Here is a 12,408-nt window from a genome sequence, read left to right on the forward strand (position 1 = left end):
GCTAACAAGAACCCAACGGGCGCCCGGAGGCGCCCTCAGGAGCGCGTGATGTTGACGATCTATACCGACGACCATCGCTTGCACCACGGTCAGCACGAGCTGATCGGCGGCCAGTTCACCCCCTGCTTCGAAAAGCCCAGCCGCGCCGACATGGTGCTGGATCGGGCCAAGGCGGTGAAACTGGGCGATATCCAGGCCCCGCGGGACTTCGGCCTGGACCCCATCCTGAGGGTGCACAGCGAAGGCTTCGTGCGGTTCCTGCAGCACGCCTGGCGTGACTGGCTGGCCACCGGCCGGACCCACGACATGCTGCCCATCGCCTGGCCGACCCGCCGCCTGCGGCAGAAGGAGCCGGACAGCATCGACGGTCGCCTGGGCTTCTATAGCCTGGACGCCGGCGCGCCGATCACCGCCGGCACCTGGCAGGCGGTGCTCAGCTCGGTGAACGTGGCGATGACCGGCCAGGCCGAACTGGCCAAGGGCGCGCGCTCGGTGTTCTCGCTGTGCCGCCCGCCGGGCCACCACGCCTCGGCGGACTTCATGGGCGGCTACTGCTTCTTCAACAACGCGGCCATCGCCGCCCAGTCGATTCTCGACCAGGGCGCCAACCGCGTGGCCATCCTCGATGTCGACTACCACCACGGCAACGGCACCCAGGACATCTTCTACGACCGCGCCGACGTGCTGTTCACCTCGATCCACGGCGACCCGCGCTTCGAGTACCCCTACTTCCTCGGCTACGCCGACGAGAAGGGCCAGGGCGTGGGCGAAGGCTTCAACTTCAACTATCCGCTGGCCTCGGGCAGCGACTGGTCGGTGTGGAGCCTGGCGCTGCAGGCGGCAATCCGGCAGATCTCGGCGTACAAGCCGGACGTGCTGATCGTTTCCCTGGGCGTGGACACCTACAAGGAAGACCCGATCTCCCAGTTCAAGCTGGACAGCCCGGACTACCTGCGCATGGGCGAAGCCATCGGCAAGCTCGGCCTGCCGACGCTGTTCGTGATGGAGGGCGGTTACGCGGTGGAAGAGATCGGCATCAACGCGATCAATGTGCTGCAGGGGTTTGAAAGCATCGGCTGACGCCACCTCATTTGTAAGACCGAGGGGACATCCAGTCCTTGCTCGCGAACCGTGCTGCTACGCCGATGGGCTCGGCATGCACGGAGGTTGTTCGCGAGCAAGCTCGCTCCTACGAAGAGCACAAAAAAGCCGCACCGGGATTCCCGGCGCGGCTTTTTCATTGCAGCTGGATTACTGAAGGATTTCGACGCGATCCACATCGATGTCGGTGGCCTTCAGCTTGTGGTGGTCGACCTCGCCGGTCAGGCGCACCTTGGTGTTCTCGGAGACTGCCGCGCCAGCGGGCCAATCGTCGTTGTCGATCTCGACCTCGATGCTGCCGGTGGCGTCCTTGAACTCGTAGTGCTCGCCGCTGATGCGCTTGGTGATCACACCTTCCAGCACCACCGGCGTGTCGTCGTGGGCGGACTGCGCCTGCTTGACGGTGGTGACCTGCGCAGTGGCGGCAGCAGGCTTGGCGTCGCTGCCCGGGCCGGTGTAGCCGGCGGCCAGGGTGAAGGTGGAGAACAGGCCAGCGGCAGCGATCAGGGGGAGATGAGTCAGTTTCATGGATGAGCCTCCTGGGGCGTTTTCGATGGGTTCAGCTTAGGACCGGTGGCTGAAACCAGCCTGAATCCGGACTTAACCCAACCTTAAAGCCATCCGACCCGCACTCCCCCGCCCTGGATCAATCTGTTTTGGCTGCTTCTCGCTTGAACACGTAGAACAGGTCCGGCTCACTGACCATGTAGATGGTGCCCTGCTCGTCAATGGCTACGCCCTCGGCTCGCGGAATGCGGTCATTCAGGCCATTGAGGCCGCCGAGCAGGCTGATAAAGCTGATCGGCTCGCCCTTCTCGTCCAACTCCAGCAGCAGGTGCGATTCCGCCGACAGCACCAGGGTATGGCCGGTGCGCGGGTCGATGCTCAGCGCCGAGACGTTGGTCATCAGCAAGTCGCTGGGCATCGGCTGCAGCGCGCCATTCAGGCTCGGCCCGCCATCGCTGGGCAGGCTGAACAGCGCCAGCGGATCACGCTCCTGGCCCAGCACCAGGCGGTGCTGGCGCGGGTCCCAGGCAATGCCTTCGATGCCCTTGTTCTTCTTGCCGCGCGGGCCGAGGTCGAAGCTGGACAGCTTCTCGGTGCTCAGCTCGCGAGTCTCGGGGTCGACGTGGAAGATGGTCAGGGAGTTCTTGCGCTCGTCGGTCACGGCGATGTTGCCGTTCTCCAGCACCGCCACGCCCTCGGGGTTGGACATGCCCAGCAGGGGAATCACCCGCAGTACATCGCCGGTGAGCGACAGCTCGGCCAGCAGCGGCTTCTTGCCGGTGACGGTGAACAGCGTGCGGGTGACCGGGTTGTAGGCCAGGTCGGAAGTCTCCTGGCCTTCGATACCGCCCTTGAGCGGCTTGGCCTGGATCACCGCGCGATAGCCGGGCAACCAGATGCTCTCGGAACGCGCCTGGGCGCTGGTGTCCTGCTCGCGCAGCCAGAGGCGGCCGCGGTCATCCCAGTGGAAACGGGCAACCAGATAGCCGAGCACCACCAAGGCGAACAGTAGCGCCAGCAGCAGCCAGCGACGACGAAGGATGGACATGGTCATGAAGACTCTTGTTGGACAGCACGGACAAGGCATCCCGCAACAAGCGAAGGCCGCACAGATGGCGGCCTTCGGCGGGACAGATCGGGATTACAGCACGCGGCTTTCGAAGCGGCTGGCGCCGGGAAGTTCCAGCACCACGTCGCTGCCGCTCTTGAGCGGGCCGACGCCGACCGGAGTGCCGGTGGAAACCACGTCGCCCGGCTGCAGCGAGAAGTGCCCGCAGATGTGCTGGATCAGCGGCACGATGGGGTTGAGCATGTCGCGGCTGTTGCCGTCCTGGCGGACTTCGCCGTCGATCACCAGGCGGATACCGATATCGGTCGGGTCCGGGAAGTGGTCGGCGCTGACGAAGGGCGCCAGCACGAAGGCGCCGTCGAAGGACTTGGCCAGCTCCCAGGGCAGGCCCTTCTCCTTAAGCTTGGCCTGCACGTCACGCAGGGTCAGGTCCAGCGCCGGGGCGTAGCCGGAGATGGCATCCAGCACTTCCTCGGTGCTCGGCTTGCGCGACAGCGGCTTGCCGATCAGCACGGCGATTTCCGCCTCGTAGTGCACCGAACCACGATCTTCCGGGATGGCGAAGCCGCCGGCGTGGGAGACGGTGCAGGAACCGGGCTTGATGAACAGCAGCGGCTCGGTCGGTACCGGGTTGTTCAGCTCCTTGGCGTGTTCCGCGTAGTTGCGGCCGACGCAGACCACCTTGCCCAGGGTGAAATGGATCGGGGTGCCATCGACATACTGGTGCTGGTAACTCATGACCGACTCCTGAACGCATGGAAGAGATGATCCGCGCGGTGCTCGTGATCCCGCGCGGTTGCCCGCATCCTGCCGGCGTACGCGCCACTTCCTGTGACGCTGACGTGCGAAGGGCCGGTTAACCGGCCCTTCTGGATACAGCAGCTTATTCGGCGAAGATCTTGCCGGGGTTCATAATCCCGTTCGGGTCGAACACCGCCTTGACCGCCTTCATGTAGCCGATTTCAGCCTCGGAACGAGAGTAACCCAGGTAATCGCGCTTGGTCATGCCCACGCCGTGCTCGGCCGAGATGGAGCCGTTGTATTTCTGCACGGTCTCGAACACCCACTTGTTGACGGTCGCGCACTTGGCGAAGAACTCGTCCTTGGTCAGGTTCTCGGGCTTGAGGATATTCAGGTGCAGGTTGCCGTCGCCGATGTGGCCGAACCAGACGACCTCGAAGTCGGGGTAGTTGGCCGCGACGATATCGTCGATGTCCTTGAGGAAGGCCGGGACCTTGCCGACGGTGACCGAGATGTCGTTCTTGTACGGCGTCCAGTGGGAGATGGTCTCGGAGATGTACTCGCGCAGCTTCCACAGGTTCTGCAGCTGCTGTTCGCTCTGGCTCATCACGCCATCGAGCACCCAGCCCTGCTCTACACAATGTTCGAAAGTCGCCAGCGCCTCGTTGGCCACTTCCTCGGTGCTCGCTTCGAACTCCAGCAGGGCATAGAACGGGCAGTCGGTCTCGAAGGCCGGCGGCACGTCGCCACGGGCCATGATCTTGGCCAGGGCCTTGTCGGAGAAGAACTCGAAGGCGGTCAGGTCCAGCTTGTTCTGGAAGGCGTGCAGCACCGGCATGATCGAGTCGAAGTCCGGGGTGCCAAGGACCATCGCGGTGAGGTTCTTCGGCTGGCGCTCCAGGCGCATGGTCGCCTCGACCACGAAGCCCAGGGTGCCTTCAGCGCCGATGAACAGCTGGCGCAGGTCGTAGCCGGTGGCGTTCTTGATCAGGTCCTTGTTCAGTTCCAGCAGGTCGCCCTTGCCGGTGACGACCTTCATGCCGGCCACCCAGTTGCGGGTCATGCCGTAGCGAATCACCTTGATCCCGCCGGCATTGGTGCCGATGTTGCCGCCAATCTGGCTGGAACCCGAGGAAGCGAAGTCCACCGGATAGTACAGGCCGTGCTCTTCGGCGAAGGTCTGCAGCTGCTTGGTGATCACGCCCGGCTGGCAGACCACGGTGCGGTCGAATTCGTTGAATTCCACCACCTTGTTCATGTAGTCGAAGGCCACGACCACTTCGCCATTGGCGGCGACGGCGGCGGCGGAGAGACCGGTACGGCCACCCGAGGGAACCAGCGCGACCTTGTGCTCATTGGCCCAGCGGACGATGGCCTGCACCTGCTCGGTGCTCTTGGGGAAGGCGATCGCCAGGGGTGCCGGGGCGAAATGCTTGGTCCAGTCCTTGCCATAGGTCTCGAGGGAATCGGCGTCTGTCAGCAGCTTCCCGGCATCCAGCAGGGGCTTGAGCGATTCGATCAGGGCGTCGCGGGTCATTGGAGGAACTCTCAAATGGTTCATGGTCGTCCTGAGAACAGCTCAGGTCGCAACCGGGCAAGGAAAAGGGAGAACATGCTAGCATACGCACCCCACGCAGAGCGCCACCTGGCGCCAAGCTTGGCACCGGCCGGTCCGGCCTGAGCTGTTCAATTTCTCGCCACACTCCGGGACTACAGGTTCAAAGCAGATGAGCAAGACTTCTCTCGACAAGAGCAAGATCAAATTCCTTCTCCTTGAAGGCGTGCACCAGAACGCCGTCGACACCCTCAAGGCGGCCGGCTACTCCAACATCGAGTACCTCAAGACCGCACTGTCCGGTGACGAGCTGAAGGAAAAGATTGCCGATGCACACTTCATCGGTATCCGCTCCCGCACCCAGCTGACCGAAGAAGTCTTCGACGCTGCCAAGAAGCTGATCGCCGTCGGCTGCTTCTGCATCGGTACCAACCAGGTCAACCTGAATGCGGCCCGCGAGCGCGGCATCGCCGTGTTCAACGCGCCCTACTCCAACACTCGTTCGGTCGCCGAACTGGTGCTGGCCGAGGCCATCCTGCTGCTGCGCGGCATCCCCGAGAAGAACGCTTCCTGCCACCGCGGCGGCTGGATCAAGTCCGCTGCCAACTCCTTCGAGATCCGCGGCAAGAAGCTGGGCATCGTCGGCTACGGCTCGATCGGCACCCAGCTCTCGGTCCTGGCCGAAGCACTGGGCATGCAGGTGTTCTTCTACGACACCGTGACCAAGCTGCCGCTGGGTAACGCCCAGCAGGTCGGCAACCTGCACGAGCTGCTCGGCATGTCCGACATCGTCTCGCTGCACGTGCCGGAACTGCCGTCCACCCAGTGGATGATCGGCGAGAAGGAAATCCGCGCCATCAAGAAAGGCGGCATCCTGATCAACGCCGCCCGTGGCACCGTGGTCGAGCTGGACCACCTGGCCGCCGCGATCAAGGACGAGCACCTGATCGGCGCTGCCATCGACGTGTTCCCCGTCGAGCCCAAGTCCAACGACGACGAGTTCGAGAGCCCGCTGCGCGGCCTGGATCGCGTGATCCTGACCCCGCACATCGGCGGCTCCACCGCCGAAGCCCAGGCCAACATTGGCCTGGAAGTGGCCGAGAAGCTGGTCAAGTACAGCGACAACGGTACCTCGGTATCTTCCGTCAACTTCCCGGAAGTGGCCCTGCCGTCGCACCCGGGCAAGCACCGCCTGCTGCACATCCACGAGAACATTCCGGGTGTGATGAGCGAGATCAACAAGGTGTTCGCCGACAACGGCATCAACATCTCCGGCCAGTACCTGCAGACCAACGACAAGGTCGGCTACGTGGTGATCGACGTCGACGCCGAGTACTCGGACCTGGCGCTGGAGAAGCTGCAGCACGTGAACGGCACCATCCGTAGCCGCGTGCTGTTCTAAGCGCTGCTCGGTGACAAGAAAAAAGGAGGCTTCGGCCTCCTTTTTTCGTTTCAACGGCTCGGAACTCAACGCCACGTAGGAGCGGACTCCGTCCGCGATCGGTATCCGGCGCGTGGCGAACCTATCGCGGACAGAGTCCGCTCCTACGCGTATGTCAGCCCGCGGTTGAAGCGATCTCCCGTCATTTGACGTTGACGGTGATCTTCTGCGACTCCACCGGCGGGTCGAACGGCACGTGGTTCTTGTCGCCCACCAGAAGCTGCAGGGTGTGCTTGCCCGGCGGCAGGGTCACTTCGGTTTCGGTCTGGCCCTTGCCGAAGTGCTTGATCTGGTCGGTCATCGGCAGCGGCATGTTCATCGCCGGCTGCTCCTTGAGATCGATCAGCAGGTGGTGGTGGCCGGTGGCCGGCGAATCCACGCCGGCCGGGGCGACGCCCATGCCCTTGAGGCCGAACTTGACGGTGAAGGTCTTGTCGACCGTGGCGCCGTCGGCCGGCGAGATGAAGTACACCTTGGCGCCTTCCGGGGCCGGGGTGCGCGGGATTTCCGCAGCGATGGCGGAAGTACCGGCGAGCAGCGCGGCAAGGCCGAGGCAAGGCAGCATGGTTCTCATGTTCTTCTCCTTCTGCATGACAATCGAAAAGGCGAAGGCCCGCTCAGGCCGGCTTCGCTTTCCGCATGGAACGCACAAGCATAGGCGCCTGGGCGTCAGGCTCAAGCAAAAGAATGCTTCTTCGGTTGTCGGAAACCGCTCTAGCCTCCGGCTTCCAGCCCGGCCAGGCAGACGGCGGCGGCGTCCAGTTCCTCTTCGCTGAAGACCAGCACGCCCATGCGTTTGAGCGCAGCAGCGGTGACGCCTTCACCGGCGACCTTCTGCCCGCTGAAGCTGCCGTCGTAGTTCTCGCGGTTGCCGCACGACGGGCTGCGCGCCTTGAGTACCGCCAGGCGGATGTCGTGGTGGCGCACCAGCGCCATGGCCTCTTCGGCGCCGAGCAGGAAGGCGTCGCTGACATCCTCGCCCTCCACCGTCATCACCGGGCGCGCACGCTCCAGCACGGCCATGCCCTGGCCACCGGGAATCTCCGCCGGGGCGCGGGGCGTCGGCAGGCCGCCGGCGACCTCCGGGCATAGCGCGACCACCCGCCCCTGGTCCAGCCAGCGCGATAGCAGGTCGAACGGCCCGTGCGCCCCGCCGTCGTAGCGGACGCGATGGCCAAGCAGGCAGCGGCTGACGAGAACCTTCTGCATGGGCGAATCACTCCCTTTTGGAAGGGGACAGACTAGCCGCTCGCCGTTTGCCGGTCACGCCGGGTAACGCAACTTTCCTCGCGGCTTGTGTCGCAACAGGTTTCCGCCCCGCCGAAAGTCGGGTCCTTGAGCGCCGCGCCGGTCGTCGGCAGCCGTCTGCGCGCCAGCCGAGCACAACCTTCGACGGGATCGGCCATCCGGCACTGGCCGCTGCGCGGGGCGCCGCCCAGACTCGCGCATCGGCCAATCGCCAAGGAGCCCGCCATGTCCCGCCTGTTCCTCTATTCCGCGACTTTCGCGGCACTTTCCTACCTGCCCATGGCCTTTGCCGAGCTGCAGAGCCTGGACAACGAGCGTCTGGGCGCGATCACCGGGCAGGACGGCATCAGCATCCGCGCCGATGTGCTGGCGCACATGGACAGCATCGCCTGGAACGACAACGGCGGCAGCGTCTCCATGCGCAACGTGTTCATCGACAACGGCTGCGTCAGCGCCAGCGACTGCCCCGACGGACGTGGCGGCAGCCTGCCCTACGGCGCCGCGCAGCTGGGCCTGAGCCTGCCGATCTTCGGCATCGAGCAGCCGACCCTGCAGGTGGACGTGGTACAGGGTGCCGGCGGCCAGCAGCAACTCGCCCTGACCCTGCCCGACCTCACCACCATCAACCAGCAGCTCAACGCCAGCGGCCTGCCGGCGCAGACCATCCGCATGCGGGTGATCGGCGATGTCTACGTCGGCAACGGGCGGCTGGGCACCATCGAGATCCGTGACATCCAGGACATCAGCGGCACCATCAAGGTCTGGGGCCACTAAGGCCTGGGGGCACTGAGCCTCGGGCTCAGGCGCGGCGGCGGAACCAGCCGGTCAGCGACAGGCGCTCGTGGCTGGCCGGCAGCACCTCATGGGGGAAGTCGCCGGACATGAACACCACCAGGCGCGCGGCCACCGGCGACAGGTCCAGGGTCTGCCCGTCGCTGAAGTACATGCGCAGCTCGCCGCCCTGCTCCGGCAGCCAGCCGTGGTTGAGGTAGATCACCGCCGACAGCATGCGCCGGTCGTCGTCGCGGAAGCGGTCCAGGTGCTTCAGGTAGAAGGCGCCCGGCGGATACAGGGCGAAGTGCCCCTCGAAATCTTCCAGGCCGAGATAGAGCGAGCGATTGATCGCCAGGCGCAGCTCGTCCAGCGCGCCCAGGTAGAGGTCGCAGATCTCGGACTGACCGGGTTCGATCCACTGGATGCGGTCGCCGCGAATGCCTTCGCGCACCGCCTGCCCGTCTCCGCGCCCGGTGGCCGCCGCGGCGAGCTTGCCGGCCGCATCGCGGGCACGGCATTCGCTCGCCAGGCGGGCGATCAGGGCGTCGGAAAGAAAGCCGTCCTGCTGCGACCAGCCCTTGTCGGCGAGGTCGTCCACGATGCTTTGCAGGAGGGGAAAATGGGCGTCGGATTTCATCGTGCATTGTAACGTCCGGCACCGGTGGCTCGACAAGCGGGGCAAGCCTTGCCGACAATAGCCTCCGGCGAGTGAACCCTGCCGCCCAAAAGGAGTTGCAATGCGCGTACTGCTGGCCCTCACCCTTCTTGTACTGGGCATGCCTGCCCTGGCCGACAACTACCAGCGCCTGTACCAGGCCGCCGGCTGGCCGGAACAGCGAGCGCACTTCAACGACGCCCTGCACGCGGCGCAGAAGCGCTACCAGGGCAACCTGCCGCCAGCGCTGTACCAGACGCTGGTGCAGAACAGCAACCAGCGCTTCGCCCCCGCCGACATCGACCAGCGCGCGCTCAACGGCCTGCGCCAGAACCTGCCGGACAGCACGGCGGCGGTGAATTTCTTCGAATCCCCGCTGGGCCGCAAGGTCGCCGGTGCCGAAACCCTGGCCACCCGCAGCGACCAGCTGCAGAAGTACGCCAACGGCCTGCCGCGCCAGCAGGCCAGCGAGGCGCGCAAGCAGACCGTCCACCGTCTGAGCCAGATCCTCCCGGCCCGCGAAGCCGGCGCCGAAGTCAGCCTGGCGCTGGCCAGCGTCGCCGCCGACAGCCTTAGCCAGATGCTTCCCGGCCTGCTCGGTGGTGGCAGCGCCCAGGGCATGCTGGAAGGCCAGCGGCAGAAACTGATGGGGCAGATCGGCGCGGACCTGGATAACACCCTGCTCTACGTCTATCGCGACCTGAGCGATGCGGAACTCGGTCAGTTCGCCAGTTTCAGCGAATCACCGGCCGGCCGCGACTACTACCGCGCGGCCCTGGCTGCCCTCAAGGCCGGCCTGGCGGCGCCTGCCGGCGGCGAGTGACAGGAATTAACCTACGCGGCTTACGGACCACTCCGAGGAACGCTCCCCCTATAATGGCGCCTGCTGTACGGAGGGTGGCGCCTGAGGATCATGGCGCATGGAGTGAAGGACACACCCTCACCTACAGCGACTCCCTTCCCCCGCACGCCCCCCGCTAAGCCATCCGCTCACTGAGAAAATCGAAGTAACGCCTGCGCAGCGTCTCGCTCTCGTTCGCCAGATGGTGCCGCGCACCGGTGAGCAACAGGCATTCGATCTTCTCGAACTTGTCCTCCAGCACCTTCAGGTTGTAGCGCCAGTCCACCGTCTCGTCGGCGTCGCCCTGCACCACCAGCAGGCTCTGCGCGCCGTGCGCGGCCGACTCGATGCGCGGAATCCAGCGCGCCAGCGCGCCGACCCAGGCTGTCGGCAGGACCTTGGGCTGCAGCGGGTCGCGATCACGCAGGAAGGCGAGGAATTCGGCGTCGCTGGAGTTCTCGCTGAAGCGCCGCGGAATCGAAGCCACGAACGGCCGCAGCAACTGGTAGCTGAACTTCGACCAACCCCAGGCGCGCGGACGCACCAGTGGCGCCAGCAGGATGGTGCGGCCCAGTTCCGGGCGCGGCTTGCCGGTGAGCAGGTAGTCCAGCAGGATCGCCCCACCGGTGCTCTGGCCACAGAGATGCCAGGGTTGCGGCAGATCCAGCGCCTGGGCCTGGTCCAGCAGCGCGCCGAGCACCACCTGGTATTCGGCGAAGTCGCCGATGCTGGCGACCACGCCGCCGGACAGCCCGTGCCCCGGCAGGTCGCAGGCAAGCACGGCAAAGCCCATGCCCAGCGCCCAGTCGATCACGTGGCGATACAGGCCCATGTGGTCGTAGTAGCCGTGCAGCAGCACCACGGTGCCGCGTGCCAGCACCGGCCGCCAGTACTGCGCGGCGATCTGGTAGCCGCCGGCCTCGAAGGTGCCCAGGCGGCTCTGCAGGCCGGGGTGCCGGGCGTGCAGGTCCAGACCGTAGAAATGCTGGTACAGCGCGATGCCGACCTCATTCGCCTCTGCGGTCAGAGGTCGCAGCAGGGAACGCAGCAGATCGGGCTGGAAGGCTTCAGGCATGGGCATTTCGCTTCTGGCAGACGGGTGACGAGAGGTGCGCGCACAGCAGCGGGATATTCTGCCGTGCTCGTCCTCGTGGCAAGCTTGTCGGCTATCTTACCGACTCTGTCCCTGGTCGCCGCCATGTCCTCACGCCGCAAACCCCTGCTCACCTGGCTGATCGCCGCTGCCTGCCTGGGCGCCCTGCTGGCCACCTACTGGTGGTACGAGAATCGCTTCATCCGCCCGTTCAGCCACCAGCCGCAGCTGTTTTCCGGCGATCACCTGATGCTGCCGGCACAGCTAGCAGGGCCGGGCAGGATTCGCCTGGTGCACTTCTGGGACCCGGCCTGCCCGTGCAACGTCGGCAACCAGCAGCACCTCGCAGAATTGATCGAACGCTTCGGCCCGCAGGGCGTGGACTTCTTCGCGGTGCAGAAGCCCGGCACCCGCGGCCACCTGCCCGACACCCTGAAGTCGATGACCACGCTGGACTCGCTGCCCGGCGCCGAGCAGCTGCCCGCCAGCCCGGCCGTGGCGATCTGGGATGCGCAGGGCAAGCTGGCCTACTTCGGCCCCTACAGCGAAGGCGCGGTGTGCACCTCGGGCAACAGCTTCATCGAGCCGATCCTCGACGCCCTGGTGGGCGGCCGCCAGGTCAACGCCACTCATACCCTGGCAGTGGGTTGCTACTGCCCCTGGGATAACGCCAGGCACTGAGCCGCATCAACGAAGACGACCGGCAATCCGTGACTACACTTGGTTCGCCGGCCCATGAAGGGCCGATCGCTACCAAGGAGCTTTCCGCATGCGTCTTCATTCCGCCCTCGCCTTCTGCGCCGTGCTGTCCACCGGCATTGCCCTGCCCCTGGCCGCCCACGCCGAAGATGCCCCCAGCAGCAAACAGGTGATGGAGCAGCACAAGCAGGCCATCAACAACCGAATCGCCGACATCGACTACAAGCGCAAGCGCATCGTCGAAGCCAACATGAAGCTCACCCCGCAGGAAACCGAGAAGTTCTGGCCGATCTACAACAGCTACCGCACCGAGGCGGACAAGCTGAGCAAGCAGACCCTGGCGATCATCATCGACTACGCCAACAGCTATAACACCGGCTCGGTGAGCAATGACGACGCGGCCAAGCTGCAGAAGCAGGTACTCGAACTGCAGGACGACAAGCAGGAGCTGAAGGAGAAGTACCTCAAGCGCATCGCCAAGGAAGTCTCGCCGCAACGCGCCCTGCGCTTCCTGCAGGTCGAAGACCAGCTCGACGCCATGGCCCTGCTGGAAGTCTCTCGCGAAATCCCCCTGGCCGAATGATTCGACCGGCTGCCGGCGGCATGCGCTGCCGGTAGCCGTTCCCCCCGGCCAGCCCTCCGCGCCCCCCGCCACCTTGATCCCAGTCACAGGGCCGTCCCTTG

The 12,408-nt window shown here is 65.3% G+C and carries 14 protein-coding genes; 6 read left to right on the forward strand and 8 right to left on the reverse strand.

All coding sequences use genetic code 11. The features are described from left to right. Positions 1-48 precede the first annotated feature (48 nt). The gene (locus QO207_RS07990) at positions 49-1,080 is read left to right on the forward strand and encodes a histone deacetylase family protein (protein WP_301531937.1); all 1,032 of its coding nucleotides are present in this window, start codon (positions 49-51) and stop codon (positions 1,078-1,080) included. Between the two features lie 171 nt (positions 1,081-1,251). On the opposite strand, the gene QO207_RS07995 is transcribed toward QO207_RS07990, so the two are convergent. From QO207_RS07995 to QO207_RS08010, 4 genes are all read right to left on the reverse strand, one after another. Then, positions 1,252-1,629, reverse strand: a complete 378-nt coding sequence (locus QO207_RS07995) for a NirD/YgiW/YdeI family stress tolerance protein (protein ID WP_301531938.1) — start codon at positions 1,627-1,629, stop codon at positions 1,252-1,254. Positions 1,630-1,747: 118 nt separating this feature from the next. Continuing rightward, the gene (locus tag QO207_RS08000; protein WP_301531939.1) at positions 1,748-2,662 is read right to left on the reverse strand and encodes an SdiA-regulated domain-containing protein; all 915 of its coding nucleotides are present in this window, start codon (positions 2,660-2,662) and stop codon (positions 1,748-1,750) included. A gap of 87 nt (positions 2,663-2,749) precedes the next feature. Continuing rightward, positions 2,750-3,415, reverse strand: a complete 666-nt coding sequence (locus QO207_RS08005) for a fumarylacetoacetate hydrolase family protein (RefSeq protein ID WP_301531940.1) — start codon at positions 3,413-3,415, stop codon at positions 2,750-2,752. Between the two features lie 145 nt (positions 3,416-3,560). After that, a complete protein-coding gene (locus QO207_RS08010) occupies positions 3,561-4,955 on the reverse strand; it encodes an FAD-binding oxidoreductase (RefSeq protein WP_301531941.1) in 1,395 nt (464 codons plus the stop codon). Positions 4,956-5,145: 190 nt separating this feature from the next. On the opposite strand from QO207_RS08010, the gene serA reads away from it, so the two are divergent. Continuing rightward, positions 5,146-6,375, forward strand: coding sequence for a phosphoglycerate dehydrogenase (gene serA, locus QO207_RS08015; RefSeq protein ID WP_081515253.1), 1,230 nt, complete (start codon positions 5,146-5,148; stop codon positions 6,373-6,375). A gap of 181 nt (positions 6,376-6,556) precedes the next feature. Here serA and QO207_RS08020 read toward each other — a convergent pair whose 3' ends face one another. Both QO207_RS08020 and QO207_RS08025 read right to left on the reverse strand, forming a co-directional pair. Next, complete coding sequence (locus QO207_RS08020; protein ID WP_301531942.1) at positions 6,557-6,988, reverse strand: DUF4399 domain-containing protein; 432 nt, start codon at positions 6,986-6,988, stop codon at positions 6,557-6,559. Between the two features lie 140 nt (positions 6,989-7,128). Further along, on the reverse strand, positions 7,129-7,623 hold the full coding sequence (locus QO207_RS08025) for a DUF523 domain-containing protein (protein WP_301531943.1): 495 nt from the start codon (positions 7,621-7,623) through the stop codon (positions 7,129-7,131). Positions 7,624-7,887: 264 nt separating this feature from the next. Here QO207_RS08025 and QO207_RS08030 point away from each other — a divergent pair, with 264 nt between their 5' ends. Then, complete coding sequence (locus QO207_RS08030) at positions 7,888-8,436, forward strand: DUF6160 family protein (protein ID WP_301531944.1); 549 nt, start codon at positions 7,888-7,890, stop codon at positions 8,434-8,436. 25 nt (positions 8,437-8,461) lie between these two features. Here the strand turns inward: QO207_RS08030 and QO207_RS08035 are convergent, their stop codons facing one another. Continuing rightward, the gene (locus QO207_RS08035; protein ID WP_301531945.1) at positions 8,462-9,073 is read right to left on the reverse strand and encodes a 2OG-Fe(II) oxygenase; all 612 of its coding nucleotides are present in this window, start codon (positions 9,071-9,073) and stop codon (positions 8,462-8,464) included. 100 nt (positions 9,074-9,173) lie between these two features. Here QO207_RS08035 and QO207_RS08040 point away from each other — a divergent pair, with 100 nt between their 5' ends. Continuing rightward, positions 9,174-9,914, forward strand: coding sequence for a hypothetical protein (locus tag QO207_RS08040; RefSeq protein WP_301531946.1), 741 nt, complete (start codon positions 9,174-9,176; stop codon positions 9,912-9,914). 154 nt (positions 9,915-10,068) lie between these two features. Here QO207_RS08040 and QO207_RS08045 read toward each other — a convergent pair whose 3' ends face one another. Next, a complete protein-coding gene (locus QO207_RS08045; protein ID WP_301531947.1) occupies positions 10,069-11,007 on the reverse strand; it encodes an alpha/beta hydrolase in 939 nt (312 codons plus the stop codon). 123 nt (positions 11,008-11,130) lie between these two features. Here QO207_RS08045 and QO207_RS08050 point away from each other — a divergent pair, with 123 nt between their 5' ends. Further along, positions 11,131-11,706 carry a DUF6436 domain-containing protein gene (locus QO207_RS08050; RefSeq protein WP_301531948.1) on the forward strand — a complete coding sequence of 192 codons (576 nt, stop codon included), beginning with the start codon at positions 11,131-11,133 and terminating at the stop codon, positions 11,704-11,706. 88 nt (positions 11,707-11,794) lie between these two features. Then, complete coding sequence (locus tag QO207_RS08055) at positions 11,795-12,307, forward strand: transcriptional regulator (protein ID WP_301531949.1); 513 nt, start codon at positions 11,795-11,797, stop codon at positions 12,305-12,307. The last annotated feature ends 101 nt before the right edge of the window (positions 12,308-12,408 follow it).

The sequence above is a fragment of the Pseudomonas sp. CAN1 genome (assembly GCF_030462585.1).
In the GTDB taxonomy this organism is placed as follows: domain Bacteria; phylum Pseudomonadota; class Gammaproteobacteria; order Pseudomonadales; family Pseudomonadaceae; genus Pseudomonas.

Bases quoted from the DNA above. Each gene is read 5' to 3' on its own strand.
- QO207_RS07990 (WP_301531937.1), top strand. From the start codon at position 49: ATGTTGACGATCTATACCGACGACCATCGCTTGCACCACGGTCAGCAC.
- QO207_RS07995 (WP_301531938.1), bottom strand. From the start codon at position 1,629: ATGAAACTGACTCATCTCCCCCTGATCGCTGCCGCTGGCCTGTTCTCC.
- QO207_RS08000 (WP_301531939.1), bottom strand. From the start codon at position 2,662: ATGACCATGTCCATCCTTCGTCGTCGCTGGCTGCTGCTGGCGCTACTG.
- QO207_RS08005 (WP_301531940.1), bottom strand. From the start codon at position 3,415: ATGAGTTACCAGCACCAGTATGTCGATGGCACCCCGATCCATTTCACC.
- QO207_RS08010 (WP_301531941.1), bottom strand. From the start codon at position 4,955: ATGACCCGCGACGCCCTGATCGAATCGCTCAAGCCCCTGCTGGATGCC.
- serA (WP_081515253.1), top strand. From the start codon at position 5,146: ATGAGCAAGACTTCTCTCGACAAGAGCAAGATCAAATTCCTTCTCCTT.
- QO207_RS08020 (WP_301531942.1), bottom strand. From the start codon at position 6,988: ATGAGAACCATGCTGCCTTGCCTCGGCCTTGCCGCGCTGCTCGCCGGT.
- QO207_RS08025 (WP_301531943.1), bottom strand. From the start codon at position 7,623: ATGCAGAAGGTTCTCGTCAGCCGCTGCCTGCTTGGCCATCGCGTCCGC.
- QO207_RS08030 (WP_301531944.1), top strand. From the start codon at position 7,888: ATGTCCCGCCTGTTCCTCTATTCCGCGACTTTCGCGGCACTTTCCTAC.
- QO207_RS08035 (WP_301531945.1), bottom strand. From the start codon at position 9,073: ATGAAATCCGACGCCCATTTTCCCCTCCTGCAAAGCATCGTGGACGAC.
- QO207_RS08040 (WP_301531946.1), top strand. From the start codon at position 9,174: ATGCGCGTACTGCTGGCCCTCACCCTTCTTGTACTGGGCATGCCTGCC.
- QO207_RS08045 (WP_301531947.1), bottom strand. From the start codon at position 11,007: ATGCCTGAAGCCTTCCAGCCCGATCTGCTGCGTTCCCTGCTGCGACCT.
- QO207_RS08050 (WP_301531948.1), top strand. From the start codon at position 11,131: ATGTCCTCACGCCGCAAACCCCTGCTCACCTGGCTGATCGCCGCTGCC.
- QO207_RS08055 (WP_301531949.1), top strand. From the start codon at position 11,795: ATGCGTCTTCATTCCGCCCTCGCCTTCTGCGCCGTGCTGTCCACCGGC.